Here is a 25,007-nt window from a genome sequence, read left to right as displayed (position 1 = left end):
CGTGCCTCAGGCGGCCTCCGCGCCCGTCGTGTCAGCCGCGTCCGTCCCATCGGCCGCGGGGCGGAGCAGCTCCGTCGCGATCGCGCGGGCCCGGTCCGACCACGGGGTGGGGCGCAGCGTTCCCGCGTCGACGCGGACCAGGACCCGGTGGCCGTGCGCGTAGGTCTCGGTGCCGTCGGCCGAGCAGAGCCGGAAGCCGTAGGTCAGGCCGGTGCGGCCGAGGCGCTCCACCCACAGGTGGGCGGCGTAGCGGCCGGGGCTGGTGACGGAGCGCTCGTAGGAGACCCGCATCTCCTTGATGACGTTGCACATGTCGCCCGCGGCGGCCCAGTCGCCGTCGAAGCCGAAGCCCCGGCCGTGCCAGTACTCGGCCCAGGCGCGCTCGACGAGCAGCGGGTAGCGGGAGTTGTGGAGCATGCCGAGTGCGTCGAGGTCGTCGAAGTGGACGGTGACGGGGACCAGTTGGCCGTAGGGGACGGGGCCGGTGGTCTGGAGGGGTTCGACGCTCACGGGGTGTTGCTCCTGGGGTTCTCGGTGCGCTTGCCGGAGCAATAGTAAGCGGCTGCTTAGAATGCTTTGCCCGGCGGGCCGGTGCGGCCACCGCCCGCGACGGGCGGCAGTGACCGAGGCCATAGCAACCTCAGACCGTGCAATACCGGGATGAAGTGGACTTACGCCGCTCTAACATTGCCCGGTCATCACCGCGTGGAGAAGTGGAGCAGTCATGGGCCTGGGCGTCCGCTGGACCGTTCATGGAGACGGGCGCAATCCGGCCCCCGGAGCCGTGGTCAGACCGGATGAGCGGCTCTCGTGGCCGCGCACGGTGGGACTGGGCGCGCAGCACGTCGTCGCCATGTTCGGCGCGAGCTTCGTCGCTCCGGTGCTGATGGGGCTCGACCCCAACCTCGCGATCATGATGTCCGGTGTCGCCACCGTCATCTTCCTGCTGGCCACCCGCGGCCGGGTGCCGTCGTACCTCGGCTGTTCGCTGTCGTTCGTCGGGGTGGCCGCGGTCATCCGGGCGCAGGGCGGGACCAGCGCGACGGTGACCGGCGCGGTGCTGGTGGTCGGGATCGCGCTGTTCCTCGTCGGCCTGGCGGTCCAGCGGTTCGGGGCGCGGATCATCCATGCCGCCATGCCGCCGGTGGTCACCGGCGCGGTGGTGATGCTGATCGGCTTCAACCTGGCGCCCGTGACGGCGAGCACGTACTGGCCGCAGGACCAGTGGGTGGCGTTGCTGACCATGCTGTGCACCGGATTCGCGGTGGTCTGCCTGCGCGGCTTCTGGTCCCGTATCGCGATCTTCCTGGGACTGGTCTTCGGGTACCTCGTCTCCTTCGTCTTCGACCGGCTCTTCGGGATGATCCACTCCGTGAACGGCGCGGGGAAGGTCACCGATCACTGGCGGCTGGACTTCTCCGCGGTCGGCAAGGCGGACTGGATCGGCCTGCCGCACTTCCACGGCCCGAGCTTCCAGTGGTCGGCGATCCTGGTCGCGCTGCCGGTGGTGATCGCGCTGGTCGCGGAGAACGCCGGACACGTCAAGGCGGTCGGCGAGATGACCGGGGACCCGCTGGACGACCAGCTCGGCACCGCGATCTCCGCGGACGGCGCCGCCTCGGTGCTCTCCACCGCGCTCGGCGGCCCGCCCAACACCACCTACTCCGAGAACATCGGCGTGATGGCGGCGACCCGGGTCTACTCCACCGCGGCCTACTGGGCGGCGGCCGGCTTCGCCCTGCTGTTCGGCCTGTGCCCGAAGTTCGGCGCGGTGGTGGCGGCGATCCCCGGCGGCGTGCTGGGCGGTATCACCGTCATCCTCTACGGCATGATCGGCCTGCTGGGCGCCCAGATCTGGGTGCACAACAAGGTGGATCTGCGCAATCCGCTCAACCTCGTGCCGGTCGCCGCCGGCATCATCATCGGCGTCGGCGGTGTCAGCCTGCACATCAGCGACAACTTCGAACTGAGCGGGATCGCGCTGGGCACGATCGTGGTCCTCACCGGCTACCACGCGCTGCGCGCCATGGCCCCCGCCCACCTCAAGCCCCAGCCGCCGCTGCTGGACGAGGGCACCTCCTCGTACGACGAGGACTGAGCGAGGGCACGGGCTTCGCCCCGGTCGGACGACGCGGCCCCGCGCACCGGGAGCTTCCGTGGCCGTCTTCCCGCACGGGTTTTGCCCGCGGGGAAGGCGCCGGATTTCCGGTGGGTGCGGCAGCAGAAATCATGACGCGCAGGAGATCCGTCAAGGAAAGCCGAAGAGTTTCCGGCGTCCCGGAGAAGTAATCCGTGGACCGGTCGAAGGGGCACCCGGGCCTTTCGGCCGAGCGCCGCGGGCCGCCACCCGGCAACAGCGCACGATGCCCACGAGCGGGGCATCGCGTGCGGCCGGGCCTCTCGGGACAGGCCCGGCCTCCGGAATTCCGCGCCGCGTTCCCGCGCCGGTTCCGGGAACGCCGAGAGGCGTTTTCACGGTCCGCTGTAGCCCTGTTCGCGGCTCGCCGTAAGCGCCACAAGAGGGCGCGCCGGACATTACCTCGTTCCGGTCAACGGCCACCGGCGGATACGGAAATTACCGATCCGGCTGTCACGCTGGGCAGATGACGACATTTCAGGAATGCGGCGAGGGCCACGGCCGGCCGGCGACCGCGGCCGGCGCCGGTGTGGCCGAGGTGCTCGCACGGATGCGGGCGCTGGCCGCGGCGCTGCCCCCCGAGGACGGGGTGGCCGTCTTCAACGGGATCTACCTGACGGTCACCGAGGCGGTGGCCGGACGCCTCGGGGGCGGCTCCTTCACCGATCCGCGGGCCGCCGGCGAGCTCGACGTCCGCTTCGCACGGCGCTACTTCGACGCGGTGGACGCCGTGGCCGCCGGGCGACCCGCGCCGGCCTGCTGGCGGCCGCTGTTCCAGCTGCGCCGGCACCCCGGCGTACGGCCGCTGCAGTTCGCGCTGGCCGGGATCAACGCCCACATCGGCCACGACCTGGCGCTCGCGGTGCTGGACACCTGCCGGGCGCTGGAGTGCGAACCGGACGCGCTGGCGGCCGACTTCGACCGGGTGGGCGGGGTGCTGACGAGCCTGGAGGAGCGGATCCGGGAGCGGCTGATGCCGGGCCCCGACCTGCTGGACGTGGCCGATCCGCTGACGCATCTGATCGGCTCGTGGAGCCTGGACAAGGCCAGGGACGGCGCCTGGGTGGCGGCCCGGGCACTGTGGAGCGTGCGCCGGCTGACCGAGGTGACCGAGGAGTTCACCGAGCGGCTGGACGCCGGGGTGGGCCTGGTGGGGCGGATGCTGCTGACGCCGCTGCCGGGCTGAACCGGTCACCGTACCGGCCCGGCACGGCGACGTCTCCTTGAACTTCCCTTCCCCGCCGGTAGGTTGACCGAGGGGACGAGGTGCGACACCCGAGACAGAGGAGTGCGGTGTATGGCCATCCGACTCGGCCTGGGTCTTCCGCAGATGCGGCAGTACGACATCGGACGTGACGTGCCCGACGTGGCGCGGGCGGCGGAGGAAACCGGCTACGAGAGCCTGTGGGTCTTCGAGCGGGTCCTCTTCCCGGAGCCCGCCACCCAGGGGCTGTACAACATCCCGGGCCTGCCCTGGCCCGACGACTACCGCTCGGTGGCCGACCCGCTGGTGACGCTGGCGCTGGCGGTGGCCGCCACCCGGCGGGCGCGGCTGGGCACCAGCGTCCTGGTCGCCCCGCTGCACGTCCCCTTCCAGCTGGCCCGCACCCTCGCCTCGCTGGACGCGGCGAGCGGCGGCCGGGTGGTCGCCGGCCTGGGCTCCGGCTGGTCGCTGGACGAGTACGCGGCCGCCGCCGTGGCGCCCTTCGAGCAGCGCGGCAAGGTCCTCGACGAGGTGATCGACGTCTGCCGCGCGGTGTGGGGCCCCGACCCGGTGGAGTACGAGGGAGCGCTGACCACCGTCGCGCCGTCCGTCGTCGGCCCCAAGCCCAAGGGGCCGCTGCCGATCCTGCTGCCGGCCGGCAGCCCGCGGGCGCTGCGCCGGCTGGTCGACCGGGCGGACGGCTGGATGCCGGTCGGTATGGGTGCCGAGGCGCTCGCCGGGCAGTGGCGGCAGCTGCAGGAGCTGGCCGCCGAACGGGGCCGCAAGGAACCGGTGCAGAGCGTACTGCGGGTCAACACCCAGCACACCGGCAAGGATTACGAGGGCGCGGACCGCCGGCCGTTCCAGGGCAGCGTGGCGCAGATCGTCGAGGACCTGCACGCGCATGCCGCGGTGGGCGTGGAGGAGATCCTGATCGACCTGCAGGGCCGGGCACGGGACGCCGCGGAGCTGAAGGACCTCGCGGCGGAGGTGTACGCGGCGGCGCGGGCGGCCGGGGTGTAGGAGGCGTCTCCCCTCGCCCAGGGGAGGCCGGTACGGCAGCAGGGGCCCGGCGGTGCCGGGCCCCTGCTGTCCTCGGGTCAGTCCTCGGGCAGTTCGACGGGCGCGATCTCGTCGTACACGTCGCCCGGGCCGGGGTTGGTGGAGTCGGTGGCGCCGCCGAAGTGGTGCATCACGCCCCACACCGCGTTCAGCGCGGTCTGCACCGCGCCCTCGGCCCAGCCGGCCGTCCAGGAGATGTCGTCGCCGGCGAGGAAGATGCCGCGCTTGTCCTCGGGCAGGCGGTCCTGCATGAAGTGGGTGAACAGCCGCCGCTGGTAGCGGTAGTGGCCGGGCAGGTTGGCCTTGAACGCGCCCATGAAGTAGGGCTCGTTCTCCCAGGAGACGGTGACCGGGTTGCCGATGATGTGCTTGCGGATGTCGACCTTCGGATAGATCTCCGACAGCGACTTGAGCATGACCTCCATCCGCTCGTTGGCGTCCAGCGGCAGCCACTTGAGGCTGTCGTCGCACCACGTGTACGAGAGGCAGATGACGGCGGGCCGGTCGGGGCCGTTGTCGAGGAGGTAGGTGCCGCGGGTCATCCGGTCCGTGAGCGTCATCGACATGACGTCCCGGCCGGTGTCCTCGTCCTTGTCCAGCCAGAACGGCCGGTCCACGGGCACGAACAGCTTGGACGACTCCATGTAGTGGGTGCGCTCCATCGCCGTCCAGTGGTCGATGGGGAACAGCTCGTCGTCGCAGGCGATCTTGGACAGCAGCATCCACGACTGGGCGGTGAAGACGACCGCACCGTAGGAGCGGATGTCGCCGGTGGCGTCGGTGACCGTGACGCGGTTGCCGGCGGTGCGGTGCAGCCGGGTCACCGCCGGGCGCGGGGCGCCGTCGTGCAGCGTCGACAGCGAGGTGCCCTGCGCCCAGTGGACGATCTTCTCGGGCGCGCGCTCCCACAGGCGCAGCGGCAGCTGCTGAGAGCCGCCGACGATGCCGCGGTGGTGGTCGTCGGCCTCGGTGTAGACGACCCGCAGGATCTCCAGGATGGAGTTGGGGAAGTCGGTGTCCCAGCCGCCGGTGCCGAAGCCGACCTGGCCGAAGATCTCGCGGTGCCGGAAGGACTTGAAGGCCGTGGAGTCGCAGAGGAAGCCGTAGAAGGTCTGGTTGTCGAGCTTCTCGACGAGCTTCGCCCAGATCTCGCGGATGCGCGGCACGTCGCGCTCGCGCATGGCCTGGTTCATGTCGGAGAAGTCGGCTCCCTCCTCCAGGCAGGCGTTCCAGGCGTTCATCACGTCGCGGTAGACCTGCGGCAGGTCGTCGACGGTGGTCGCGTAGTGCGACTCGCCCTTGAGGTCGACGACCGTCGAGGGCGTGGTCTCGGCGAGCGGGTTGGGGAACGGCCGGGTCTGCAGGCCCACCAGGTCGATGTAGTGCTGCAGCGCCGTGGAGGACGGCGGGAAGCGCATCGCGCCCAGCTCGCAGTTGAGCTCGCTCTCGTCCGCTGCGGCGGAGCAGCCGTCGAAGCCGACGGTGCGGAGCCGGCCGCCGATCTGGTCGGCCTCGTAGACGACGGGCTTGAGGCCCATCTTCATCAGCTCGTACGCGGTGACGATGCCGGAGAGGCCGCCGCCGATGATCGCGACCTCGGTGCCGTGCTCGGTCGCCGGTATCTGGCCGAGGCCGGCCGGGTGCGCCAGGAAGTCGTCGTAGGCGTACGGGAAGTCCGGGCCGAACATGGTGATCGGCGGCTGCATGTCGGTGTGCGGGACGGCGGGGGGCACCGTGGACGTCATGGGGTACGGACTCCTTGCACGGAAAGCTGACGATGAGGCGGTGGGGGCGGGAAGCGGTCAGACGAGGGACGCGTACAGTCCCGGGCGGCGGTCGCGCAGGTAGGGGTTGTTCTCCCGGGAGGCGGCGAGGAACGCCGGGTCGACGTCGGCGGACACCAGTTCCTCGCCGCGGCCGGCGCGGGCCCGGGCGACTCCGTCGGGGCCGGCGAGCGTGGAGAGCCCGACGAACTCGAACTCCCCTTCCGGGCCGGTGCGGTTGACGTACGCGACGTACATCTGGTTCTCGAAGGCGCGGACCGGCACCAGCGATTCCGCGACGAACTGGAACGGGTGCATCTGCGCGGTGGGCACCAGGAGAAGGTCGGTGCCGGCGAGGGCGTGGGCCCGGACGTTCTCCGGGAACTCCACGTCGTAGCAGATCATCAGGCCGACGCGGAGGCCGGCCAGCTCGGCCTGGACGACGGGCTGGTCGCCGGGCGTGAAGTGGTCGCGCTCGAAGCAGCCGAAGAGGTGGGTCTTGCGGTAGTTCGCGAGCCTCGTGCCGTCGGCAGAGATCAGCTGGACGGAGTTGTAGACCGTCTCGCCGTCGCGCTCCGGGTAGCCGTACGCGACGGCCAGACCGTGCCGGGTGGCGATCTCGGCGATCGCGTCGGCGGACTCGCCGTCGGCGGGCTCGGCGAGCCTGGGGACGTCGTCGCCGATGGCGTAGCCGGTGAGGAACATCTCGGGCGCGGCCAGCAGTCCGGCGCCGTTCGCCGCGGCGGCGCGGGCCGCGTCGTCGAGCACCCGCAGATTGTGCGCGACGTCGCCGGGCCGTCCCGAACTCTGGAGCAGGGCGGTGTGCAGCGACGTCATGGGACCCCTCGGCGGAACGGGTGCGGGCGGGACGCATTGACGGTACGGGGCGGTGACGATTCCGGACAAGCCGCCACCGTTGCGCGCCGACGGACGATTCATTGCGCGTTCAAGCGCCTCTGCGGCGATTCATTGCGCCCCCTGTCGGCGCAGGTGGGCGCGGGGGTGCCGGGGGCCGCACCGAGGCGTCGCGGGCCCCTGGTCGCACGGCCTGTGCGGCCGGGGTCGTACGGCCCGGGGGTCGTCCCTCCGCCGTACGGCGGAGCCGTTTCGTCCCGTGGCGCGACGTCCGCGCCGGGGGCCGGCGGGAGCGTGGGAGCCGTCCGGAAAAGGCCGGTCGCACCTCCTTCAGCACGCTCGACGAAAGGGCCGTCATGCCCCCTCTTTCCGCTCTTTCCGCCCGACGCCGCGGTACCCGCACCCGGGTGGCGCTCGCCACGGCCGGCGCGGTGGCGCTGGCCGCCGCCGCGACCGCCGGCTCCGCGGCCGCCTCCGACGGCGCGCCCGGCGCGCGGTCCGGACGCCCCACCGCCGCCGTCTCCGCCAAGGACCCGCGGCTGACCGGTGCCGCCAAGCTCTACCGCTCGGCCGGCGACAACATCCACTTCGCGTTCGACGCGCACTTCCGCAAGGACCAGGGCCCGCTGGACGCCAGGGGCACCTTCCGCTTCAGCCATGTCTTCCCCAACGGGAACAGCGGTTTCGCCGAGGGCCGGATCGACTGCCTGATGACCGGCGGGAAGATCGCCACCGCCTCCGGCATCGTCACCCGGACCGACCGGCCCGGCCTGAAGGGCAAGCGGGTCGGCTTCAGCGTCCGCGACGACGGCCGGCACGACCGGCTCGGCTACAGCTGGGTCGGCACCGACGGCCCGTGGGCGACGAAGGACCTGCCGCCGTGTGTGGCGTCGGCGCCCTTCGAGACCCTCGAAAGCGGCGATTTCACGGTTGTTCCCTGGCGGATTCGGCACTGACCGCCGCCATGACGACCCGCCGTACGAGCCCGCGCAGCCAGCGGTGGCCCGGATCGGCGTCCTGACGCGGGTGCCAGGCCATCGCCACCTCCATCGGCGGCAGGTCGAACGGGATGGGCAGGGTGCACAGCCCCAGCCCGCGGACCGTCGACGCCGCGGTCACCTCGTTGGCCAGGCCGACCGCGTCGCTGTCGCGGACCATCAGCAGCGACGCGGCGAAGGTGGGGACGGTGGCGATCACCCTGCGGCGCAGGCCGAGTTCGGCGAGCGCGGCGTCGATGGGGCCGGTCAGCCGGCCGCGGCGGGTGAAGTTGATGTGTGGGGCGTCGGCGTAGCGCCGCGCCGTCAGCCGCGCGGTGGTGAGCGGATGGCCGGCGCGCACCACCGCGACCCCGCGGTCGTTGAACAGGTGCTCCGTACGGATCTCCGGCTCGCGGGGGCCGATGATGCCGAGCTCCAGGTCCGCCGCCCCGTCCCGCAGCACCGGCACGTCCACGTGGCTCTCGCCGAGGAAGCGCAGCACGACCTGCGGCGCCTCCTCGGCGGCGAGCGCGACCAGCCGCGGGCCGACGGCGCTGACGAAGAGGTCGTGTGCGCTGAGGGTGAAGACCCGGGCCAGCTGGGCCGGGTCGGCGGGCGCGGAGGGGGCCAGCAGCCGGTGCGCCGCCTCCACCAGGCCGCGTACCTCGGCCCTGATCTCCAGGGCGCGCGGGGTGGGCACCATGCGGCGGCCCGCGCGGACGAGCACCGGGTCGCCGATGGTGCGGCGGATCCGCCCGAGGGCGCGGCTCATGGCCGGTCCGGAGAGCCCGAGGCGGTCGGCGGCCGCGGTCACGCTCTCCTCTTCCAGCAGGGCGTCCAGCGCCGTCAGCAGGTTGAGGTCGATGTTTGCGTTTCGCGCAATCATGGAGTGCATACCTTGCATTTGAGGTTAATCCACGGCGACTCTAACGTCCCGGCCATGACCTTGACGATGACTTCTCCCCCGCCGGTCCGCGCCGCTTCGGGACGCCGGCGCTCGGTGACGGTCGCGATGTGCGCCTGTGTGCTGGTCGCGCAGTCGCTGGTGGCTGCGATGAACCTGGCGATACCCAAGATCGCGGCGAGCGGGCTGCACCCGTCGCCCGCCCAGTTGCTGTGGATCGTCGACACCTACGTGCTGGTCTTCGCCGGGCTGCTGATCCCGGCCGGCGCGCTCGGCGACCGGTTCGGCCGCAAGGGCGTCCTGCTGACCGGGCTCGGCGTGTTCGCGGCGGGCACCCTGCTCAGCGCGCTGGCGAACGGTCTTCCGGTCCTGCTGGCCGGCCGCGCCGTCTCGGGGGCGGGCGCGGCGCTGCTGGTCCCGGCGACCATGTCCGTCCTGCTGCACGCCGCGCCGCCGGGCCGTACGGCCGGGGCCGTCGCCGCCTGGAGCACGGCGGCCGGCCTCGGCGGCATGGCGGGCAACGCCGGCGGCGCGCTGATCCTCCAGTACCTGCCCTGGCAGGCGCTGTTCGGCGCCTACGTACCGCTCGGCCTGGCCCTGCTGGCCTGGGTCGCCGCGGTGGCGCCCCGGGTCCCCCGGCAGACCGCGGTGCTCGACCTGCCCGGCTCGGCACTGCTGGTCCTCGGCGCGACGGCGCTGCTCTTCGGCATCATCGAGGGCCCCGGGCTGGGCTGGACCTCCGCGGCGGTGACCGGCGCCTTCGCACTGGCCGTGGTGCTGTTCGCGGTGTTCGTACGGCACGGGCTGCGGGCCGCGCACCCGGTGCTGGACCCGCGGCTGTTCCGGATACCGCGGCTGCGTGCCGGCGCCGTCGGCATCGCCCTGACGTTCTTCGGAATGTTCTCGCTCTTCTACGTCAACGCACAGTTCCTCCAGTACGTGAAGGGCTACTCCCCGCTGCAGACCGGCTGCGCGATCGTGCCGCTGGCGCTCGGGATGATGGCGGTCACCACGTACGGGATGCGCTGGGCGCAGCGGGCCGGCGAGGCCAGGGCGGTCGGCGGCGGGCTGGTGCTGATCGCGGCCGGACTGCTGCTGCTGTCCACCGCCGACGCGGGCACCCCTTACGCCCTCTACCTGGCGTTCCTGCTGGTGATGTCGGTCGGCGCGGGGCTGGCGATGCCGACGCTGTCGCACGCGATCGTGGCGTCCGTGCCGGCCCGTCGCTCGGGGATGGGCTCCGGCCTCCAGGGCGCGGCGCGGGAGCTGGGCGCGGCGCTGGGCATCGCCGTCGTCGGCACGGTCCTGTCCGTGCGGTTCGCCGCCGGCACCGGTCACGGCGCCGGGACGGCGGCCGCGTTCACCGACGCCACGGCGCTGGGCTACCGGATCGCCGCGGGGGCGGTCCTGGTGGTGGGCGGCGCGGTGGTGGCCGGTCTCCGTACCGGCGCGAGGTCCGCACCGACCGGCGGCTGACCGTGCGGGGCCGCGGCACGCGGCGGGCCGGTCCGCGCCCGGCCGGGCCCCTCGGCTCAGCCGGGTGCGCCCGAGCTGAAGCGGCGCAGCAGCGGGGAGAGCACCAGGACCGACTTGGTGCGCTCGACGAACGGCTCGCCGGCGATGCGCTCCAGGACGCGCTCGAAGTGGCGCATGTCGGAGGCGAAGACCTGGACGATGGCGTCCGCCTCACCGGTGACGGTGGAGGCGGACGCCACTTCCGGGTAGCGCGACAGGCCGCGGTGGATCGCCTCGGGCGAGGTGTTGCTGCGGCAGTAGATCTCGATGAATCCCTCGGTCTCCCAGCCCAGCGCGGCCGGGTCCACCCGTACGGTGAAGCCGGTGATCGCGCCGTCGGCCCGCAGCCGGTCCACCCGGCGCTTGACGGCCGGTGCGGACAGTCCGACCTCCTGGCCGATGTCGGCGTAGCTGCGGCGGGCGTCCTCGGCGAGGGCGTGGACGATGCGTTCGTCGAGATCGTTCAGTCGCACTGCGGGTGGATCACTTCTCTGACGTGGCCAATCGGGAGCGGCGCAAGCCGTAACCGAAGTAGACCACAAGGCCCACGACCATCCAGACACCGAAGACCACCCAGGTGACCGCGCCCAGGCTGCCCATCATGTAGAGGCACAGCAGGAAGCCGATCGCCGGGAAGAGCGGGGAGAGCGGCGTGCGGAAGGTGCGCTTCATCTCCGGGCGGGTGCGGCGCAGCACGATCACGGCGACGTTGACCAGCGCGAAGGCGAAGAGCGTGCCGATGCTGGTGGCGTCGGCCAGCTCGCCCAGCGGCACCGCGGCGGCGAGCACACCGCAGAACAGCGAGACGATCACGGTGTTCACCCGCGGCACCCCGGTCTTGGCGTGCACCTTGGAGAACGTCTTGGGCACCAGGCCGTCCCGGGACATCGCGAAGAGGATGCGGGTCTGGCCGTAGAGCACGGTCAGCACGACGCTGGCGATCGCGACGACCGCGCCGAAGGCGAGCAGCACGGCCCACCAGCTCTGGCCGGTGACCGCCTTCATGATCCCGGCCAGCGCGGCCTCCGAGCCCTTGAACTTCTGCCACGGCATCGCGCCCACCGCGATCGCCGCGACCAGGCAGTACAGGGCGGTGACGATCACCAGCGAGAGCATGATCGCGCGCGGCAGGTCGCGCTGCGGGTTCTTGGCCTCCTCGCCGGCGGTGGAGGCGGCGTCGAAGCCGATGTACGAGAAGAACAGGGTCGCGCCCGCGGCGCTGACGCCCGCCATGCCCATCGGCATGAAGTTGGCGTAGTTGCCGGACTTCACGCCCTGGAAGGCGACACCGCAGAACAGCAGCAGCGCAACGATCTTGACCATCACCATGATGGTGTTGGCCCGGGCGCTCTCCTTGGCCCCGCCCAGCAGGAACGCCATCGCGAGCAGCACCACGAGCAGCGCCGGCAGGTTGAAGTAGCCGCCGTCACCGGGCGGCGCGGACAGCGCGTCCGGGATGGTGAAGCCGAAGACGCCGTCGAGCAGCTCGTTGAGGTACTGGCCCCAGCCCACCGCGACGGCCGCGACCGAGACGCCGTACTCCAGGATCAGGCACCAGCCGCAGACCCAGGCGACCAGCTCGCCGAGGGTGGCGTAGGCGTAGGAGTACGAGGAACCGGAGACCGGCATGGTGCCGGCCAGCTCCGCGTACGACAGCGCCGAGAACAGCGCGGTGATACCGGCGATGACGAAGGAGATGATGACCGCGGGCCCGGCGTCCGGGACGGCCTCGCCGAGGACCACGAAGATGCCGGTGCCCAGGGTGGCACCGATGCTGATCATGGTCAGCTGCCACATACCCATCGAGCGGCGGAGTTCGCCCCCCTCGCCCTTGCCGCCCTCGGACACCAGCCGCTCGACCGGCTTGCGCCGCATCAGCCGGGTGCCGAGACCTCCGGGGGCGGGTTGCCTGGTGTCACGGTCCCCTGCGGGTGGGGCTGCGCCGTGCTCCAACACTCGGGTGGCTCCTTAATCGCTGCCGGTCAGATGGCGGCGACCAACAGCGATCTGTGCGCGGGCAGGCGAAAGCCACCGCTGCAGGAGACCGCTGAGCTGACGGTCCCCGCCACTCCACGTACTAGCGCATGACTGTACGGGGCGCCGCTGAGCTGCCGTAATGCAGGTTCCTTGCGCAACCGCGACAGATCGTTGCGCACGGGTGCGACGGCCGGAGGTTCGTTGCGTTTCGGGCGCCGGACGCAACCGCTCCCCGCGCGGTGTCCACAGGGTGGACGCGCCGCCCGCGCCCGCCCACGCGAACGGCCCCGCACCGGATCGGTGCGGGGCCGTGGCGCGGCGTGCGGGGCTAGGGCGTGTCTTTCGGATCAGGTCGGATCAGCCCGCGGCGTCCGGTGCCGTGCATCGCAAGGCCGAGGAGGGAGTCGACGCGGAGCGTCGGCGACCGACGAGAACGCCGCGAGGCGCGGTGCCGGGCGTCGCGGGCCCGGCATGACCCGAAAGACACGCCCTAGTTCCAGCTGTCGTGCAGCGGCTTGCCCTCGGCGTAGCCGGCGGCGCTCTGCACCCCTACGACGGCCTTCTCGGCGAACTCCGCGAGGGAGGCCGCGCCCGCGTACGTGCAGGAGCTGCGGACGCCCGCGATGATCGAGTCGATCAGGTCCTCGACGCCGGGGCGTGCCTGGTCGATGAACATCCGCGAGGTGGAGATGCCCTCCTCGAAGAGCGCCTTGCGGGCCCGGTCGTAGGCCGACTCCTCGCTCGTACGGCGCTGCACCGCACGGGCGGAGGCCATGCCGAAGCTCTCCTTGTAGGGGCGGCCGTCGGCGGTGTGCTGGAGGTCACCGGGCGACTCCAGCGTGCCGGCGAACCACGAGCCGATCATGACGTTGGAGGCGCCGGCGGCGAGCGCCATGGCGACGTCGCGGGGGTGGCGCACCCCGCCGTCGGCCCAGACGTGCTTGCCGTACTTCTTCGCCTCGGCGGCGCACTCCAGCACCGCGGAGAACTGCGGCCGGCCGACGCCGGTCATCATTCGGGTGGTGCACATCGCGCCCGGTCCGACACCGACCTTGATGATGTCCGCACCGGCCTCGACCAGGTCGCGGACGCCCGACGCGGCGACGATGTTGCCCGCCACGATCGGGACGTGCGGGTCCAGCCCGCGGACCGCCTTGATCGCGCTGATCATGGACTCCTGGTGCCCGTGCGCGGTGTCCACGACGAGCGTGTCCACACCGGCCTCCAGCAGGGCCTTGGCCTTGCCGGCCACATCGCCGTTGATGCCGACGGCGGCGGCGATCCGCAGCTTGCCGTCGGCGTCCGTGGCGGGGGTGTACAGGGTGGCGCGCAGGGCGCCCTTGCGGGTCAGGATGCCGACCAGCATGCCGTTCTCGTCGACCGCGGGCGCGAGCTTGCGGTTGGCGGCGTCGAGGCGGTTGAACGCCTCGCGGGGGTCGATGTCGGCGTCCAGGACCAGCAGGTCCTTGGACATGACCTCGGCGACCTGCGTGAAGCGGTCCACGCCGGCCAGGTCGTGCTCGGTGACGACACCGATCGGACGGCCGCCCTCGACGACGATGCCCGCGCCGTGCGCCCGCTTGGGCAGCAGCGACAGCGCGTCGGCGACGGTCGCGACCGGGGACAGCACGATCGGCGTGTCCAGGACCAGGTGGCGGCGCTTGACCCAGGTCACGACGTCGGTGACGACGTCGATCGGGATGTCCTGCGGGATGACGACCAGGCCACCACGGCGGGCGACGGTCTCGGCCATCCGGCGGCCGGCGATCGCCGTCATGTTGGCGACCACCAGCGGAATGGTGGTTCCGGACCCGTCGGGCGAGGAGAGGTCCACTCCCTGGCGGGATCCCACGGCGGAGCGGCCGGGCACCATGAACACGTCGTCGTAGGTCAGGTCGTAGGGCACCGAAGAACTCTCTTCGAGCGCGCCGTTCTTCGGATTCAGGAATCGCATACAGCCAGGATACGGGCCCTGACCAGGGCTCATATGATTGTCCGAGCCGATACCCGGGCCGTGTGTGCGATCCGCCAAGGGGCCGGATCAGGTCGCGGGACAGCGTCCCTGGTCGGGCCGCTGCTCCCCCTTCCGGGGCCGTCCCCTGGCCATGATCACGGCGAGTCCGGTGTCCGTGTCGCGCCAGTGGCCGACCGCGTCCGCGAGGACCGACTCCACCACGCTCCACTCGTCCGGCGCGGCCGCCGCGTAGCCCTGCCAGCCCGTGACGACCAGCAGCCGCCCCCGGTCGGCCGGGCACCAGGACAGATCGGTCAGGCAGTCGGCGAGGGCGTCCCAGTTGCGGCCGAACCACTCCGGCAGCCGCAGCGCGCGGGCGCACCGCTCCATGAAGGCCGCCTTGTCCGCCACGTCCGCCAGCTCCAGGACCGCACCGGTCCATCCGGCGTCCCGGGCGGCCGCCAGCGCGTCCGCCACCGGCCGGTTGGCGGGCCAGGTCAGCACCCCCGGCGGCGTACTGCCGTCGAGCACCGCCACCAGCGGGCGGGGTACCGGCTCCGTCATCGCAACACCGCCCTGAACGATCGGTAGTGGTCCTGGGTGTAGTACGTCTCATGGCCCTCGCCGGTGACCAGGCGGCGGGCGCCGCGGTCCGGTGCGCCGGGGGTGGGGACCGTGTACTCGTGGTAGTAGCCGCGCGGATGACGGGGCAGCAGACCCTCGCGATTGCCGAAGACCGTGCCGGCCTGCGCGTACGGGAAGGGCCCGCCGGCGTCGATGAGCCGGAGCGTGTCGCGCGCCTGGACGGGCAGCTCGCCGACCTCGACGACCGGCATGCCCCGGGGCCGGCCCGGTGTGCCGGAGGGGCGGGGCGCGGTCACCACGCCGGTGGCGGTGGCCCGCGGCGAACCGGGTGAACTCCCGCTGTCGCCACCGCCGGTGGCGCACCCCGTGACGACGAGCAGCAGCCCGGCGAGCAGCGCGCCGAGAGCGGCGGCGGCACGGCGCGGGGCGGAGCGGATCACCATGGCGCCGATGCTGTCACAGGCCCGCGCGGCCTGCCCGCCGGTGAGCGCCCAGGGGTGGCCGGCGGCCGGCCGCCCGGGCGGGCGTCACGACCCGTCAGGGTCCGCGCGGTCCAGGGCAGGACGCGGCCCGGGGCCGGTCTCCAGCAGCAGGTGGTCGGCGGCCGCGGTGTCCGTGACCAGGCTCGTCACGAGACCCGAGCGCAGCACCGCACCGATCGCCGCGGCCTTGCGCCGGCCGCCCGCGATGGCGACGACCTCCGGGATGCGCCGCAGCCGGTCGGCCTCGACCGTGATGCACCGCTCGCCCAGGTCGCGGCCGATCCGCCGGCCCTCCGCGTCGAAGAGGTGCGCGGACATCTCGGCGGCCGCGCCCAGCGAGGCGTAGTGCTCCCGCTCCTCTTCCGAGAGCATGTCGTAGACGGTCGAGACGCCCGGCTCCCAGGAGCCGATGGAGACGCAGGCGACGGTGACCTTGTCGAAGTACTCGAAGGCGCGGGCGATGCCGGTCTGCCGGCGCAGCGCCTCGGCGGTGGCCGAGTCCGGCAGCAGCATCGGCGCGTAGATCGGGTGCGCCTCGCCGCCGGCGACGTCGGCCGCGCGGCGCACCGCCTCGACCGAGCCGCGGTCGGCGGTGCCGGCGTCGTAGACACCGGTCAGCTGCACGACGGTGCACGGCGGCAGCCGGTGGAGCGCGGCCGCCATGTGGATGGTCGAACGGCCCCAGGCGAGCCCGAGCACATCGCCCTCGTTGACCAGCTCGCCGAGCAGGTCGGCGGCCACCTCACCGAGGTTCTCCGGGTCGGCGGCGTCATCGGGCGGGTTCTGCGCGCCGAAGGCGGGGGGAGCGTCCGCGGGCGACTCGACGACGACGGCGTGCCGCAGGCCGTAGCGGGCCCGCAGGGCGTCGGAGCGTTCGGCGTCGAGCTCGGAGGGCACCCGGATCTCGATCCGTACAAGATCGCGCTCCAGTGCCGTCTCCAGCACCCGCGCGACCTTGAACCGGCTGACGCCGAACTCCTCGGCGATCTGGATCTTCGACTTGCCCTCAAGATAGAAACGGCGGGCCATGGCCGCAGCCTGCACCAGCTCGGCAGGGCCCATTCCGGACTGTGGGCGGCTGGCTACCACGAAATTCTCCCCTTTTGCGCATCTGATCGAGTCTTTGCTCATCCTTTCAGAAACCCCGGGCCAACGGGGACCAACGGCGCCCCGACGGCCGTGAACGCTCGGTGGCGCCACGGACAACTGGCGGCACGGTCGCGCCACGGCACGCACGCCGTGACGGAAACCGGCCGGGCCGCCCGTCCCGGTCTGCTGAAAGTCAGTGTGCGCAGCCCCAGCCCGCCGCCGCCGTCGCGGCCCGGGCCGCCTCGCGCAGGTCCCGCACCGCCTTGGCCGGGTCGTCGGCGCCGTAGACCGCGGAGCCGGCCACGAACACATCGGCACCGGCCTCCGCGCACCGCTCGATGGTGTCCGCGGAGACCCCGCCGTCCACCTGGAGCCACAGCTCCAGCCCGTGCTTGGAGATCAGCTCACGGGTGCGGCGGATCTTCGGCAGCATGATGTCCAGGAACGACTGCCCGCCGAAGCCCGGCTCCACGGTCATGATCAGCAGCATGTCGAGCTCGGGCAGCAGGTCCTCGTACGGCTCGATCGGCGTGGCCGGCTTCAGCGCCATCGACGCCCGCGCGCCCTGGGCCCGGATCTCCCGCGCCAGCCGCACCGGCGCACCGGCCGCCTCCACGTGGAAGGTCACCGACCCGGCCCCGGCCTCGACGTACTGCGGCGCCCAGCGGTCCGGGTCCTCGATCATCAGATGCAGATCGAGCGGGGTGTCCGTCGCCTTGCGCAGCGACTCGACGACCGGCACACCGAGGGTCAGGTTCGGGACGAAGTGGTTGTCCATGACGTCGACGTGCAGCCAGTCGGCGCCCTCGACGGCCTTCGCCTCCTCGGCGAGCCGGGCGAAGTCTGCGGACAGGATGCTGGGGTTGATCAAGGCCATGCCCCCAGTATGGCGTCCCGCCCGCACACCGACGGCGGCGGGACGGCACCGGACGCCGGCGGGCGCCGCCCCCGGCATGCCGGGCGGTCGATCCGCCGTCACACGTCCCCGGCTTGCCCTGTGAGCGGCGTGTCCATGGTGGAGCGCAGTTGGGTCAGGACGGTCTCCAGTTGCTGAAGCAGCTCGGACGGGTACCGGGACAAGACGGCGTCCTGGCGTGCGTTGACGGGGCCGAAGAACGCCTCCGCGCGTTCCTTGGCCTGGGGGGTGCTGCGCAGGGTGACGATGCGCCGGTCGGTGTGTTCGCGGGTGCGGATGACGTACCCGGCCCGTTCGAGGCGGTTGAGCAGTGCGGTCATGGCCCCCGAGGACAGGGGGATGCGGTTGCCGAGCAGAGCCGGGGACAGCGGGACGCCCCTGGCTTCGGCGGAGGCGATCTCCAGCAGAGCGAAAGCATCGGTGGAGTGCACGCCGAGCTGAGCGGCGAAGCGTCGGCCCAGTTCGGTGAAGCTCGCACCGTAGGCCCTGAGGGCTTCCGCCAACTGCTCGCGCTGCGCCGCGACGCCACCGGGCACCGATTCGTCCACCGGGCCCCTCCCTTCCCCTTGCCGCCGACGGTTCATTTCGCCGGCACGCGTTGACACCCTGTCGCCGAGCAGCATAGCTTCCTCACGAAGTTACTTCATGATGAAGTATCTCGCCCATGAAGCCACTTGACGTGGAGGCGTAGCGGATTGCGGCCCGCACCGGGTCGCAATCGCTCCCCCGCCCCTCCCCCTACTCATGGAGCCCCAGATGCTGAACGCCCCCTACCTCGAGGGCATCGACCCGTTCGCCGCAACCGTCCGCGGCATCACCGAACCCGACCCGGTCCACGCCGCCCTGCGCGCCGCCGGCCCCCTCGTCCAAGTGGACGCCCCGGCCGGAGGACGGGCCTGGATCGTGACCGACAACGCCCTGGCACGCGAGGTGCTCCTCGACCCCCGGATCTCCAAGGACCCCGCGTTCGCGCCTCCCGGCTGGGATCGTCGCTCCGCCGGACTTGAGCAGACCGCCGCCGAGCAGCCGTCCCTCACCACCCTCGACGGCCCCGAACACGCCGAACTGCGACGCGCCCACGCCCCGCTCCTCAACGCCCAACGGATCAGCGAGCAGTCCGGTCGGATCCACGCGATCGCCCGGGAGTTACTCACCGAACTCGCCGCCGACCGCACGGAGATCGACCTCATGGCGGGCTTCACCACCCGCTATCCGCTCACCGTCCTGCTCGACCTGCTCGGCATCCCCCTCGAACACGTCGACCGGGCAGCCGACGCCTGCAGGCGGATGCTCAGCAACCAACCCGGCGCCCAGGGCAGCGCAATCGCCGCACTCACCGCACTCGCCGCTTCCGGGCTCGGCGACAACCGCCGGGGCCTCGCCGCCGAGCTGCGTGACCGAGTCCCCGCACACACCACCCAGGAGCAGCTGCAGTACCACTTGTTCGCGCTGATCTTCGCCGGACAGCTCACCACCGACGCCGCCCTCGGCACCGTTATGGCGTACGCCCTCGCGGACCGCCCGCACCGGCCCCCGGCCGACGAGGGGAGCATCGACGAACTGGTCCGTGAGACGCTCAGGCAGCACCCGCCCGCCCCTTTGACCCTCTGGCGGTTCACCACCACCGAGCTGGAACTCGCCGGGACGCGACTTCCCTCCCGCGCACCCGTGCTCGTCGACATCCAGGGAATCAACACCGACGCCGCCCGCTCACCCGGGCCGGACCTGGCCTTCGGCGCCGGCCCGCACTTCTGCGTCGGCGCTCGACTCGCACAACTCGAACTGCGCGCGGTGGCCACGGTGCTGCGAACGGACTTTCCCGACGCCTGCCTCGCCATCCCCTTCACCGAGCTCCGGCAGGCCACCCTCGGCGGGCTGCAAGGAAGCCGGCTGACGGCTCTCCCCGTCACACTGCACAGCTGACGCCGACGGCTCCGCGCACACCACGACGGCGCCGGATGCGCCCGGGGAATCCGGCCGTCGCTCAGCTCGTGCGGCGCAGCAGGGCCAGGTACATCGCGTCCGTGCCGTGCAGGTGGGGCCACAGCTGGACGTCCGGGCCGTCGCCGAGGGCCGGCACACCGGGCATCAGCGGCCGGGCGTCGATCCACTCCACGTCCACGGCCGGGCCGCCGCGGCCCTTGATGACGTCCTCGACCACGGCCCGGGTCTCCGCCGGGTGCGGCGAGCAGGTCGCATAGCCGACGACGCCGCCGACCCGTACCGCCGCGAGCGCCTGGCGCAGCAACTCGCGCTGGAGCGGGGCGAAACCGTCGAGGTCCTCGGGGCGGCGGCGCCAGCGCGCCTCCGGGCGGCGGCGGAGCGCGCCCAGGCCGGTGCACGGCACGTCCATCAGGACGCGGTCGAAGCTGCCGGGCTGCCAGGCCGGGCGGGTGCCGTCGGCCGCGATCACCGTGTACGGGCCGGGGTTGCCGTCCAGCGCCCGGGCCACCAGACGCGCCCGGTGCGGCTGCTTCTCGGAGGCCACCAGAGCGGCGCCGCGCTGTGCGGCGAGCGCGGCGAGCAGGGCGGCCTTGCCGCCGGGGCCGGCGCAGCCGTCGAGCCAGCGCCGGTCGGCGCCCTCGACCGGCGCGTTCGCCAGCGCGAGGGCGACCAGCTGGCTGCCCTCGTCCTGCACCCCGGCGCGCCCCTCGCGCACCGGGTCCAGCGCGCCCGGCTCGCCGCCCTCCGCGAGCCGGACCGCGTACGGCGACCAGCGGCCCGGCAGCGCGCTCTCCTCGCCGGCCGCGGCCAGCAGCTCCTCGGCGGTGGCCCGGCCGGGCCGGGCCACCAGCGTCACCTCGGGGCGCTCGTTGTCCGCCTCCAGTAGGTCCTCGATGCCGGCCCGGCCGCCGCCGAGGGCGTCCCACAGTGCCGAGACGATCCAGCGGGGGTGGGCGTGGACGATGCCGAGGTGGTCCTCGGGGTCCTCGTCGTAGTCCGGGGCGACCCGCTCCAGCCAGCCGTCCAGGTCATCGGCCGCGATCTTGCGGAGCACCGCGTTGACGAACTTGGCCCGCCCGTCGCCCAGCACCACCCGCGCCAGCTCGACGGTGGCGCTGACCGCGGCGTGCGTGGGGATGCGGGTACCCAGCAGCTGGTGCGCGCCGAGCGTCAGCACGTCCAGGACCGGCGGGTCCACCTCGCGCAGCGGGCGGTCCACGCACTGCGCGATGATCGCGTCGTACGTGCCCTGGCGCCGCAGCGAGCCGTAGACCAGTTCCGTGGCGAGCGCCGCGTCCCGGGTGTCGAAGTCGCCGCCCTCGCGCGCCTTGCGCAGCAGCGGCGGCAGGACGAGGTTGGCGTAGGCGTCCCGCTCGTCGACCGCCCGCAGCGCCTCGAACGCGAGGATCCGGACCGGGTCCTTCTTCGGACGGCGATAGGGCTTGCCGGGGCGGCTACGGGGCTGCTGACTCACGAAAAAGGTGCTCCGGATACGAGATGAGGAGGGTGCCGTCCCAGCCTACGCGGGCGCGCCGGCGGCAGCGCGCGGGGAGGGCCCGGGCGGCCGCGGCCCCGTCGTCAGCCGGACTCGCCCAGCCGCTCGCCCGCCTCGATGCGGACGCCGCGCGCCCAGTCCGCCGCCTTCATCGGCTTCTTGCCCTGCGGCTGCACCCAGAGCGGCTCGACGGGGTGGCTGCCGGTGCCGACGTACACCGCCTTCTTCGTGACGGCGAGTTCGCCGGGGGCGAGGGCCGGCTCGGCGTGGCCCTCGGCGGAGGTGGCCGAGATCAGCTTCAGGCGCTCGCCGCGGAAGACCGTCCAGGCCCCGGGCGCCGGCGCGCAGGCGCGGATCAGCCGGTCGACGCGGAGCGCCGGTGCCGACCAGTCGACCTTTGCGTCCTCGACCTCGATCTTCGGGGCGAGGGTGATGCCCTCGGCGGGCTGCGGCACCGCCTGGAGGGCGCCGTCCTCGATGCCGTCCATCGTCGCGACGAGCAGCCCGGAGCCGGCGAACGCCAGCCGGGTGAGCAGATCGCCGCTGGTGTCCGTCGGGCGGACTTCCTCGGTCAACACCCCGTAGACCGGGCCGGAGTCGAGGCCCTCCTCGATCTGGAAGGTGGAGGCGCCGGTCACCTCGTCGCCGGCGAGCACCGCGTGCTGGACGGGCGCGGCGCCGCGCCATGCGGGCAGCAGCGAGAAGTGCAGATTGACCCACCCCTTGGCGGGGATGTCGAGTGCGGCCTTCGGCAGCAGCGCGCCGTAGGCGACCACCGGGCAGCAGTCCGGCGCGATCTCCCGCAGCCGGGCCAGGAAGTCCTCGTCGCGCGGCTTGGCGGGCTTGAGCACCTCGATACCGGCCTCCTCCGCGCGCTCCGCGACGGGGCTCGCGACCAGGTGCCGGCCGCGTCCTGCGGGCGCGTCGGGCCGGGTCACGACGGCCACGACGTCATGCCGCTCCGAGGCGATCAGGGCATCGAGGGCGGGTACGGCGACCTCGGGGGTGCCGGCGAAGACAAGCCTCATGGGTGGCGATCTACCTCTCACACGCAGCGGAACGACGCACCAGTCTAGGGGTCTTGGCCCAGGTCATGCCGAGAGATCGAGGGGGCGTACGACATTTCCCGCGCCTCCCGCAAAACCTCGCACGCCCCCATACCGTGACCAGAGGCGCTGCTGTCGCGTTGGTCAAACAGCATTGACCTACGACCGGGCCGCTTTGGCGGCCCGCTCGCTTTCACCACTTACCTTTTCCACGCCGGTTCGAGAGGCTTGCTCATGGCCGACCACGCAACCCACGACGCCCAGGCGCGCGCCAGCCTGCATCTCCTGGTGCGGGACATCGAGCGGGTCCGCCGGCAGGTGGACGCACTGCGCACGCTGACCGCCCAGCTCGGCAACGTCTACCGGCCGCGGCGTACGGGCCCGTCCGCGGGCTTCGTCGTCTACGGACGCGCGCCCGCCCCGACCGTGCGGCTCGCCCAGGAACTGCGCGACAGCGTCGAAACCCTCGTCACGGCGGCGGTCGACTTCGATCGTTCGCTGGGCTTCTCCTGGGACGCGGTGGGTTCGGCGCTCGGCGTCACCAAGCAGGCCGTGCACCGGCGTTACGGTGCCCGCAGGACGGCCGCCCAGCCCGCCGCCGCGGACAGCGGCGCCGAGCCGGTGGTCCGCACGTCCGACGCCGCCGCCGGCCGCGCGGTGACCATGGCCAACGGACTGCCCGGCACGCCGTCCGTCCCCCCCGCCCGCTCGATGCCCACCCAGCCCTCCGCGGCCTCCCGCGAGGAGCCGACCCGCCCGGGCGCCTTCCCCGGCCCCCGCAACGGCTGACACCCCCACCGGACTGCCCCCCCCACCGGCGCGGCTCGCTGCGCATCGCTCGCCAACGCCCCGGGACCGCTCACCGCCCACGGTCCCGGGGCGGCGCCATGTCCGCGGCCCCGGCGCCGGGGCCTCACCCCAGATCCGGCGGATCGATCCGGACCCGTACCGCCTCGCCCTCCCGCTTGACCAGCCGCGCCGCCCGTGCCGCCTTGAGCGCCGCGGCGAGCGCCGCCCCCTGGCCGGGACGGACCCGTACGAGCGCCCGCTCCCACTCCTCCCCCGGCGGGGGATCGCCCGGCCGGCGCGGCCGCCCGGCATCCGGCACCGGCAGCGGAACCGGCCCCAACACCTCAGCGCCCGAAGGGAGTTCGGCCGTACGCAGCAGCTCCGCCACATCCTCGCCGCGGCCCGCCACCGAGGCCATCCGGGACACCGGCGGAAAGCCCAGCTCGGCCCGCTCGGCGAGCTCGCGGACCGCATGGCCCACCGGGTCCCAGCGCACCAGGGCCTGCACCGGCCGCAGCGTGGGCTCCGCGATCACCGCGACCGTGCCGCCCGCCGCCTGGCCGCGCACCAGTGCGGCGGCGCCCAGCCAGCGGCGCAGCGCCTCCTCCCCGGCGCGCAGATCCGGCCGCCCCAGCAGCGCCCAGCCGTCCAGCAGCAGCGCGGCGGCATAGCCGTCCCCCTCGGCCACCGGCTCCGCGCCGGGCGTGCTCACCACCAGCGCCGGCGCGCCGGGCACCGTCGTCAGCACGTGGTCGCGCCCCGACGTGCGCACCGGCACCGCGGGGAACGCCCGCCCCAGCTCCTCCGCCGTCCGCCGGGCCCCGACGATCTGGGCCCGGAGCCGCGCGCCCCCGCACTCCGCGCAGTGCCAGTCGGGCTCCGCCCGCCCGCACCACGCACAGGCGAGCGCGCCGGCCTCCTGGGCCTCCAGCGGTCCGGCGCAGGCCCGGCAGCGGGCCGGGGTGCGGCACCGCTCGCACGCGAGCCGGGGCGCGTAACCGCGGCGCGGCACCTGCACCAGCACCGGTCCCCGGGTGAGCCCGTCGCGCACCACCTGCCAGGCCATGCTCGGCAGCCGGGCGGCCCGGGCCGCGGCGTCCCGCGCCTCGTCGCCCTCACCGATCGTCCGCACCAGCGGCGCCGCGGCCCGGACCTGCTCGCGCTCCGCGGTCAACGGCCGCGCCCAGCCGGTCTCCACCAGCTGCGCGGCCTCGACCGTGCAGCTCAGGCCGCCCAGCAGGAACCCGGCCCGCTCGTTGACCGACCGCTGGATGAGCACTTCCCTGGCGTGCGGCTGCGGCGCGTGCGGATCGCTGTGGCTGGAGTCGCCGTCGTCCCACAGCGCCACCAGCCCGAGGTCGGCGACCGGCGCGAACATCGCCGCACGCGTCCCGATCACGGCGCGCACCGAGCCCCGGCTCACCGCCAGCCAGCGGCGGTATCGCTCCTCGGGCCCGGCATCGGCGGTCAGCAGTACGTGCCGGCCCTCCCCGATCAGCTCGCCGAGCGCCTCGTCGACCCGCGCCGCGGCCCGCCCGTCGGGCACCACGACCAGCGCGCCGCGCCCGCCCGCCAGCGCCGCGGCCGCCGCCCGCGCCAGCTCCTGCGGCCAGGTCGCCCCCGGCAGCGCCGTCCACACCGCCCGCGGCGCGTCCCCGCGCGTCAGCGCCGAAAGGAACCCGGCCCCCGCGCCGTAGCGGGCCCAACTCCCCACTTCTGGCGGGGCGTTGGGCGCCAGCAGGGGCGGCGAGGGCTTGGCCTCGGCGCGGGCCCGCCGGGGCGGCACCGCCAGCTGCACCACATCGGCCAGCGTCCCCGCATACCGGTCCGCCACCGCCCGGCACAGCCCCAGCAGCTCCGGCGACAGCACCCGCTCCGGCGACAGCACCTGCGCGAGGGGCGCCAGCACCCCGCGGTACTCGCTCTCCGCCACCCGCTCCACGATGAAGCCGCTGACCAGCTTGCCGCCCTCGCGCCGGCCGCCCTTCTCCCCGGCACCGAACCGCACCCGCACCCGCACCCCGGGCTGCGCCTCGGCGTCCATGGCCGCCGGCACCGCGTAGTCGAAGTACCGGTCGAGGTGCACCAGCCCCTTGTCCACCAGCACCCGCGCCACCGGCAGCTCAGCCGCCAGCTCGGCCCCCCGCCAGGTCCGCGGCTTGGCCCGGTCGGCCTTCTTCTCCCGCACGGCCTCCCGGATCAGCGCCAGCTGCTCCCCCGTCCCCGACGCCTCCACACCCACCTCCGACCGCCCGTTCTCCCTGCTCACAGCTCCAGTCTTAGCAGACGGGTCGGACAACGGTCCGGGTCTGT

Annotated in this window: 22 protein-coding genes; 7 read left to right on the top strand and 15 right to left on the bottom strand. The window is 73.2% G+C overall.

Features of this window, described 5'->3' with window-relative positions:
* Positions 1 to 6: 6 nt before the first annotated feature.
* Positions 7 to 510 carry an acyl-CoA thioesterase gene (locus OO62_RS14965; protein ID WP_033267878.1) on the bottom strand — a complete coding sequence of 168 codons (504 nt, stop codon included), beginning with the start codon at positions 508 to 510 and terminating at the stop codon, positions 7 to 9.
* Between the two features lie 214 nt (positions 511 to 724).
* Between OO62_RS14965 and OO62_RS14960 the strand changes: the two genes are divergently transcribed.
* The 3 genes from OO62_RS14960 to OO62_RS14950 all read left to right on the top strand — a co-directional run bounded on the left by OO62_RS14960 (position 725) and on the right by OO62_RS14950 (position 4,364).
* The gene (locus tag OO62_RS14960; RefSeq protein WP_033267877.1) at positions 725 to 2,098 is read left to right on the top strand and encodes a uracil-xanthine permease family protein; all 1,374 of its coding nucleotides are present in this window, start codon (positions 725 to 727) and stop codon (positions 2,096 to 2,098) included.
* A 505-nt stretch (positions 2,099 to 2,603) separates the two neighbouring features.
* Positions 2,604 to 3,323: a DUF5995 family protein gene (locus OO62_RS14955; protein WP_228332405.1), complete on the top strand. Its 720-nt coding sequence runs from the start codon at positions 2,604 to 2,606 to the stop codon at positions 3,321 to 3,323.
* A gap of 111 nt (positions 3,324 to 3,434) precedes the next feature.
* Complete coding sequence (locus OO62_RS14950) at positions 3,435 to 4,364, top strand: LLM class F420-dependent oxidoreductase (protein WP_033267876.1); 930 nt, start codon at positions 3,435 to 3,437, stop codon at positions 4,362 to 4,364.
* 77 nt (positions 4,365 to 4,441) lie between these two features.
* On the opposite strand, the gene OO62_RS14945 is transcribed toward OO62_RS14950, so the two are convergent.
* Entirely contained in the window at positions 4,442 to 6,148 is a 1,707-nt protein-coding gene (locus OO62_RS14945; RefSeq protein WP_033267875.1) for a flavin monoamine oxidase family protein, read from the bottom strand.
* 57 nt (positions 6,149 to 6,205) lie between these two features.
* The gene (locus OO62_RS14940; protein WP_033267920.1) at positions 6,206 to 6,994 is read right to left on the bottom strand and encodes a carbon-nitrogen hydrolase family protein; all 789 of its coding nucleotides are present in this window, start codon (positions 6,992 to 6,994) and stop codon (positions 6,206 to 6,208) included.
* A gap of 434 nt (positions 6,995 to 7,428) precedes the next feature.
* Between OO62_RS14940 and OO62_RS14935 the strand changes: the two genes are divergently transcribed.
* Positions 7,429 to 7,977 carry a hypothetical protein gene (locus OO62_RS14935; protein ID WP_033267874.1) on the top strand — a complete coding sequence of 183 codons (549 nt, stop codon included), beginning with the start codon at positions 7,429 to 7,431 and terminating at the stop codon, positions 7,975 to 7,977.
* Here OO62_RS14935 and OO62_RS14930 read toward each other — a convergent pair.
* Positions 7,946 to 8,884 carry a LysR family transcriptional regulator gene (locus OO62_RS14930; protein ID WP_033267919.1) on the bottom strand — a complete coding sequence of 313 codons (939 nt, stop codon included), beginning with the start codon at positions 8,882 to 8,884 and terminating at the stop codon, positions 7,946 to 7,948. The two genes, OO62_RS14935 and OO62_RS14930, sit on opposite strands and share 32 nt — an antisense overlap.
* 54 nt (positions 8,885 to 8,938) lie before the next feature.
* On the opposite strand from OO62_RS14930, the gene OO62_RS14925 reads away from it, so the two are divergent.
* Entirely contained in the window at positions 8,939 to 10,378 is a 1,440-nt protein-coding gene (locus tag OO62_RS14925) for an MFS transporter (RefSeq protein ID WP_051733197.1), read from the top strand.
* A gap of 56 nt (positions 10,379 to 10,434) precedes the next feature.
* On the opposite strand, the gene OO62_RS14920 is transcribed toward OO62_RS14925, so the two are convergent.
* The 8 genes from OO62_RS14920 to OO62_RS14885 form a co-directional block, all read right to left on the bottom strand.
* Complete coding sequence (locus OO62_RS14920) at positions 10,435 to 10,890, bottom strand: Lrp/AsnC family transcriptional regulator (RefSeq protein WP_033267873.1); 456 nt, start codon at positions 10,888 to 10,890, stop codon at positions 10,435 to 10,437.
* Positions 10,891 to 10,900: 10 nt separating this feature from the next.
* Positions 10,901 to 12,373 (bottom strand): amino acid permease, encoded by a 1,473-nt coding sequence (locus OO62_RS14915; RefSeq protein ID WP_033267872.1) that lies wholly within the window; start codon positions 12,371 to 12,373, stop codon positions 10,901 to 10,903.
* A 511-nt stretch (positions 12,374 to 12,884) separates the two neighbouring features.
* A complete protein-coding gene (locus tag OO62_RS14910) occupies positions 12,885 to 14,348 on the bottom strand; it encodes a GuaB1 family IMP dehydrogenase-related protein (protein WP_033267871.1) in 1,464 nt (487 codons plus the stop codon).
* Between the two features lie 87 nt (positions 14,349 to 14,435).
* Entirely contained in the window at positions 14,436 to 14,912 is a 477-nt protein-coding gene (locus tag OO62_RS14905) for a barstar family protein (protein ID WP_051733195.1), read from the bottom strand.
* Positions 14,909 to 15,376, bottom strand: coding sequence for a guanyl-specific ribonuclease (locus OO62_RS14900; RefSeq protein ID WP_033267870.1), 468 nt, complete (start codon positions 15,374 to 15,376; stop codon positions 14,909 to 14,911). The genes OO62_RS14905 and OO62_RS14900 overlap by 4 nt, the downstream gene beginning before the upstream one ends.
* An 84-nt stretch (positions 15,377 to 15,460) precedes the next feature.
* Positions 15,461 to 16,477: a sugar-binding transcriptional regulator gene (locus tag OO62_RS14895; protein ID WP_033267869.1), complete on the bottom strand. Its 1,017-nt coding sequence runs from the start codon at positions 16,475 to 16,477 to the stop codon at positions 15,461 to 15,463.
* A 220-nt stretch (positions 16,478 to 16,697) separates the two neighbouring features.
* Positions 16,698 to 17,381, bottom strand: a complete 684-nt coding sequence (rpe, locus tag OO62_RS14890) for a ribulose-phosphate 3-epimerase (protein ID WP_033267868.1) — start codon at positions 17,379 to 17,381, stop codon at positions 16,698 to 16,700.
* Between the two features lie 98 nt (positions 17,382 to 17,479).
* Positions 17,480 to 17,968: a MarR family winged helix-turn-helix transcriptional regulator gene (locus OO62_RS14885; RefSeq protein ID WP_033267867.1), complete on the bottom strand. Its 489-nt coding sequence runs from the start codon at positions 17,966 to 17,968 to the stop codon at positions 17,480 to 17,482.
* Positions 17,969 to 18,176: 208 nt separating this feature from the next.
* On the opposite strand from OO62_RS14885, the gene OO62_RS14880 reads away from it, so the two are divergent.
* Positions 18,177 to 19,343 carry a cytochrome P450 family protein gene (locus OO62_RS14880; RefSeq protein WP_033267866.1) on the top strand — a complete coding sequence of 389 codons (1,167 nt, stop codon included), beginning with the start codon at positions 18,177 to 18,179 and terminating at the stop codon, positions 19,341 to 19,343.
* 61 nt (positions 19,344 to 19,404) lie between these two features.
* Here OO62_RS14880 and OO62_RS14875 read toward each other — a convergent pair whose 3' ends face one another.
* On the bottom strand, positions 19,405 to 20,838 hold the full coding sequence (locus tag OO62_RS14875) for an RsmB/NOP family class I SAM-dependent RNA methyltransferase (protein ID WP_033267865.1): 1,434 nt from the start codon (positions 20,836 to 20,838) through the stop codon (positions 19,405 to 19,407).
* Positions 20,839 to 20,942: 104 nt separating this feature from the next.
* On the bottom strand, positions 20,943 to 21,887 hold the full coding sequence (gene fmt / locus OO62_RS14870) for a methionyl-tRNA formyltransferase (RefSeq protein WP_033267864.1): 945 nt from the start codon (positions 21,885 to 21,887) through the stop codon (positions 20,943 to 20,945).
* Positions 21,888 to 22,139: 252 nt separating this feature from the next.
* On the opposite strand from fmt, the gene OO62_RS14865 reads away from it, so the two are divergent.
* Positions 22,140 to 22,694 (top strand): hypothetical protein, encoded by a 555-nt coding sequence (locus tag OO62_RS14865; protein ID WP_033267863.1) that lies wholly within the window; start codon positions 22,140 to 22,142, stop codon positions 22,692 to 22,694.
* A gap of 124 nt (positions 22,695 to 22,818) precedes the next feature.
* On the opposite strand, the gene OO62_RS14860 is transcribed toward OO62_RS14865, so the two are convergent.
* Positions 22,819 to 24,963, bottom strand: coding sequence for a primosomal protein N' (locus OO62_RS14860; RefSeq protein ID WP_033267862.1), 2,145 nt, complete (start codon positions 24,961 to 24,963; stop codon positions 22,819 to 22,821).
* Between the last annotated feature and the right edge of the window lie 44 nt (positions 24,964 to 25,007).

Source organism: Streptomyces lydicus, from assembly GCF_000717345.1.
In the GTDB taxonomy this organism is placed as follows: domain Bacteria; phylum Actinomycetota; class Actinomycetes; order Streptomycetales; family Streptomycetaceae; genus Streptomyces; species Streptomyces lydicus.
The sequence above is the reverse complement of the archived record's forward strand: the minus strand, read 5'-3'. Positions and strand labels throughout refer to the sequence as shown.

Bases quoted from the DNA above. Each gene is read 5' to 3' on its own strand.
- OO62_RS14960 (WP_033267877.1), top strand. From the start codon at position 725: ATGGGCCTGGGCGTCCGCTGGACCGTTCATGGAGACGGGCGCAATCCG.
- OO62_RS14955 (WP_228332405.1), top strand. From the start codon at position 2,604: ATGACGACATTTCAGGAATGCGGCGAGGGCCACGGCCGGCCGGCGACC.
- OO62_RS14950 (WP_033267876.1), top strand. From the start codon at position 3,435: ATGGCCATCCGACTCGGCCTGGGTCTTCCGCAGATGCGGCAGTACGAC.
- OO62_RS14945 (WP_033267875.1), bottom strand. From the start codon at position 6,148: ATGACGTCCACGGTGCCCCCCGCCGTCCCGCACACCGACATGCAGCCG.
- OO62_RS14930 (WP_033267919.1), bottom strand. From the start codon at position 8,884: ATGATTGCGCGAAACGCAAACATCGACCTCAACCTGCTGACGGCGCTG.
- OO62_RS14925 (WP_051733197.1), top strand. From the start codon at position 8,939: ATGACCTTGACGATGACTTCTCCCCCGCCGGTCCGCGCCGCTTCGGGA.
- OO62_RS14910 (WP_033267871.1), bottom strand. From the start codon at position 14,348: ATGCGATTCCTGAATCCGAAGAACGGCGCGCTCGAAGAGAGTTCTTCG.
- OO62_RS14905 (WP_051733195.1), bottom strand. From the start codon at position 14,912: ATGACGGAGCCGGTACCCCGCCCGCTGGTGGCGGTGCTCGACGGCAGT.
- OO62_RS14900 (WP_033267870.1), bottom strand. From the start codon at position 15,376: ATGGTGATCCGCTCCGCCCCGCGCCGTGCCGCCGCCGCTCTCGGCGCG.
- OO62_RS14895 (WP_033267869.1), bottom strand. From the start codon at position 16,477: ATGGGCCCTGCCGAGCTGGTGCAGGCTGCGGCCATGGCCCGCCGTTTC.
- rpe (WP_033267868.1), bottom strand. From the start codon at position 17,381: ATGGCCTTGATCAACCCCAGCATCCTGTCCGCAGACTTCGCCCGGCTC.
- OO62_RS14880 (WP_033267866.1), top strand. From the start codon at position 18,177: ATGCTGAACGCCCCCTACCTCGAGGGCATCGACCCGTTCGCCGCAACC.
- fmt (WP_033267864.1), bottom strand. From the start codon at position 21,887: ATGAGGCTTGTCTTCGCCGGCACCCCCGAGGTCGCCGTACCCGCCCTC.
- OO62_RS14865 (WP_033267863.1), top strand. From the start codon at position 22,140: ATGGCCGACCACGCAACCCACGACGCCCAGGCGCGCGCCAGCCTGCAT.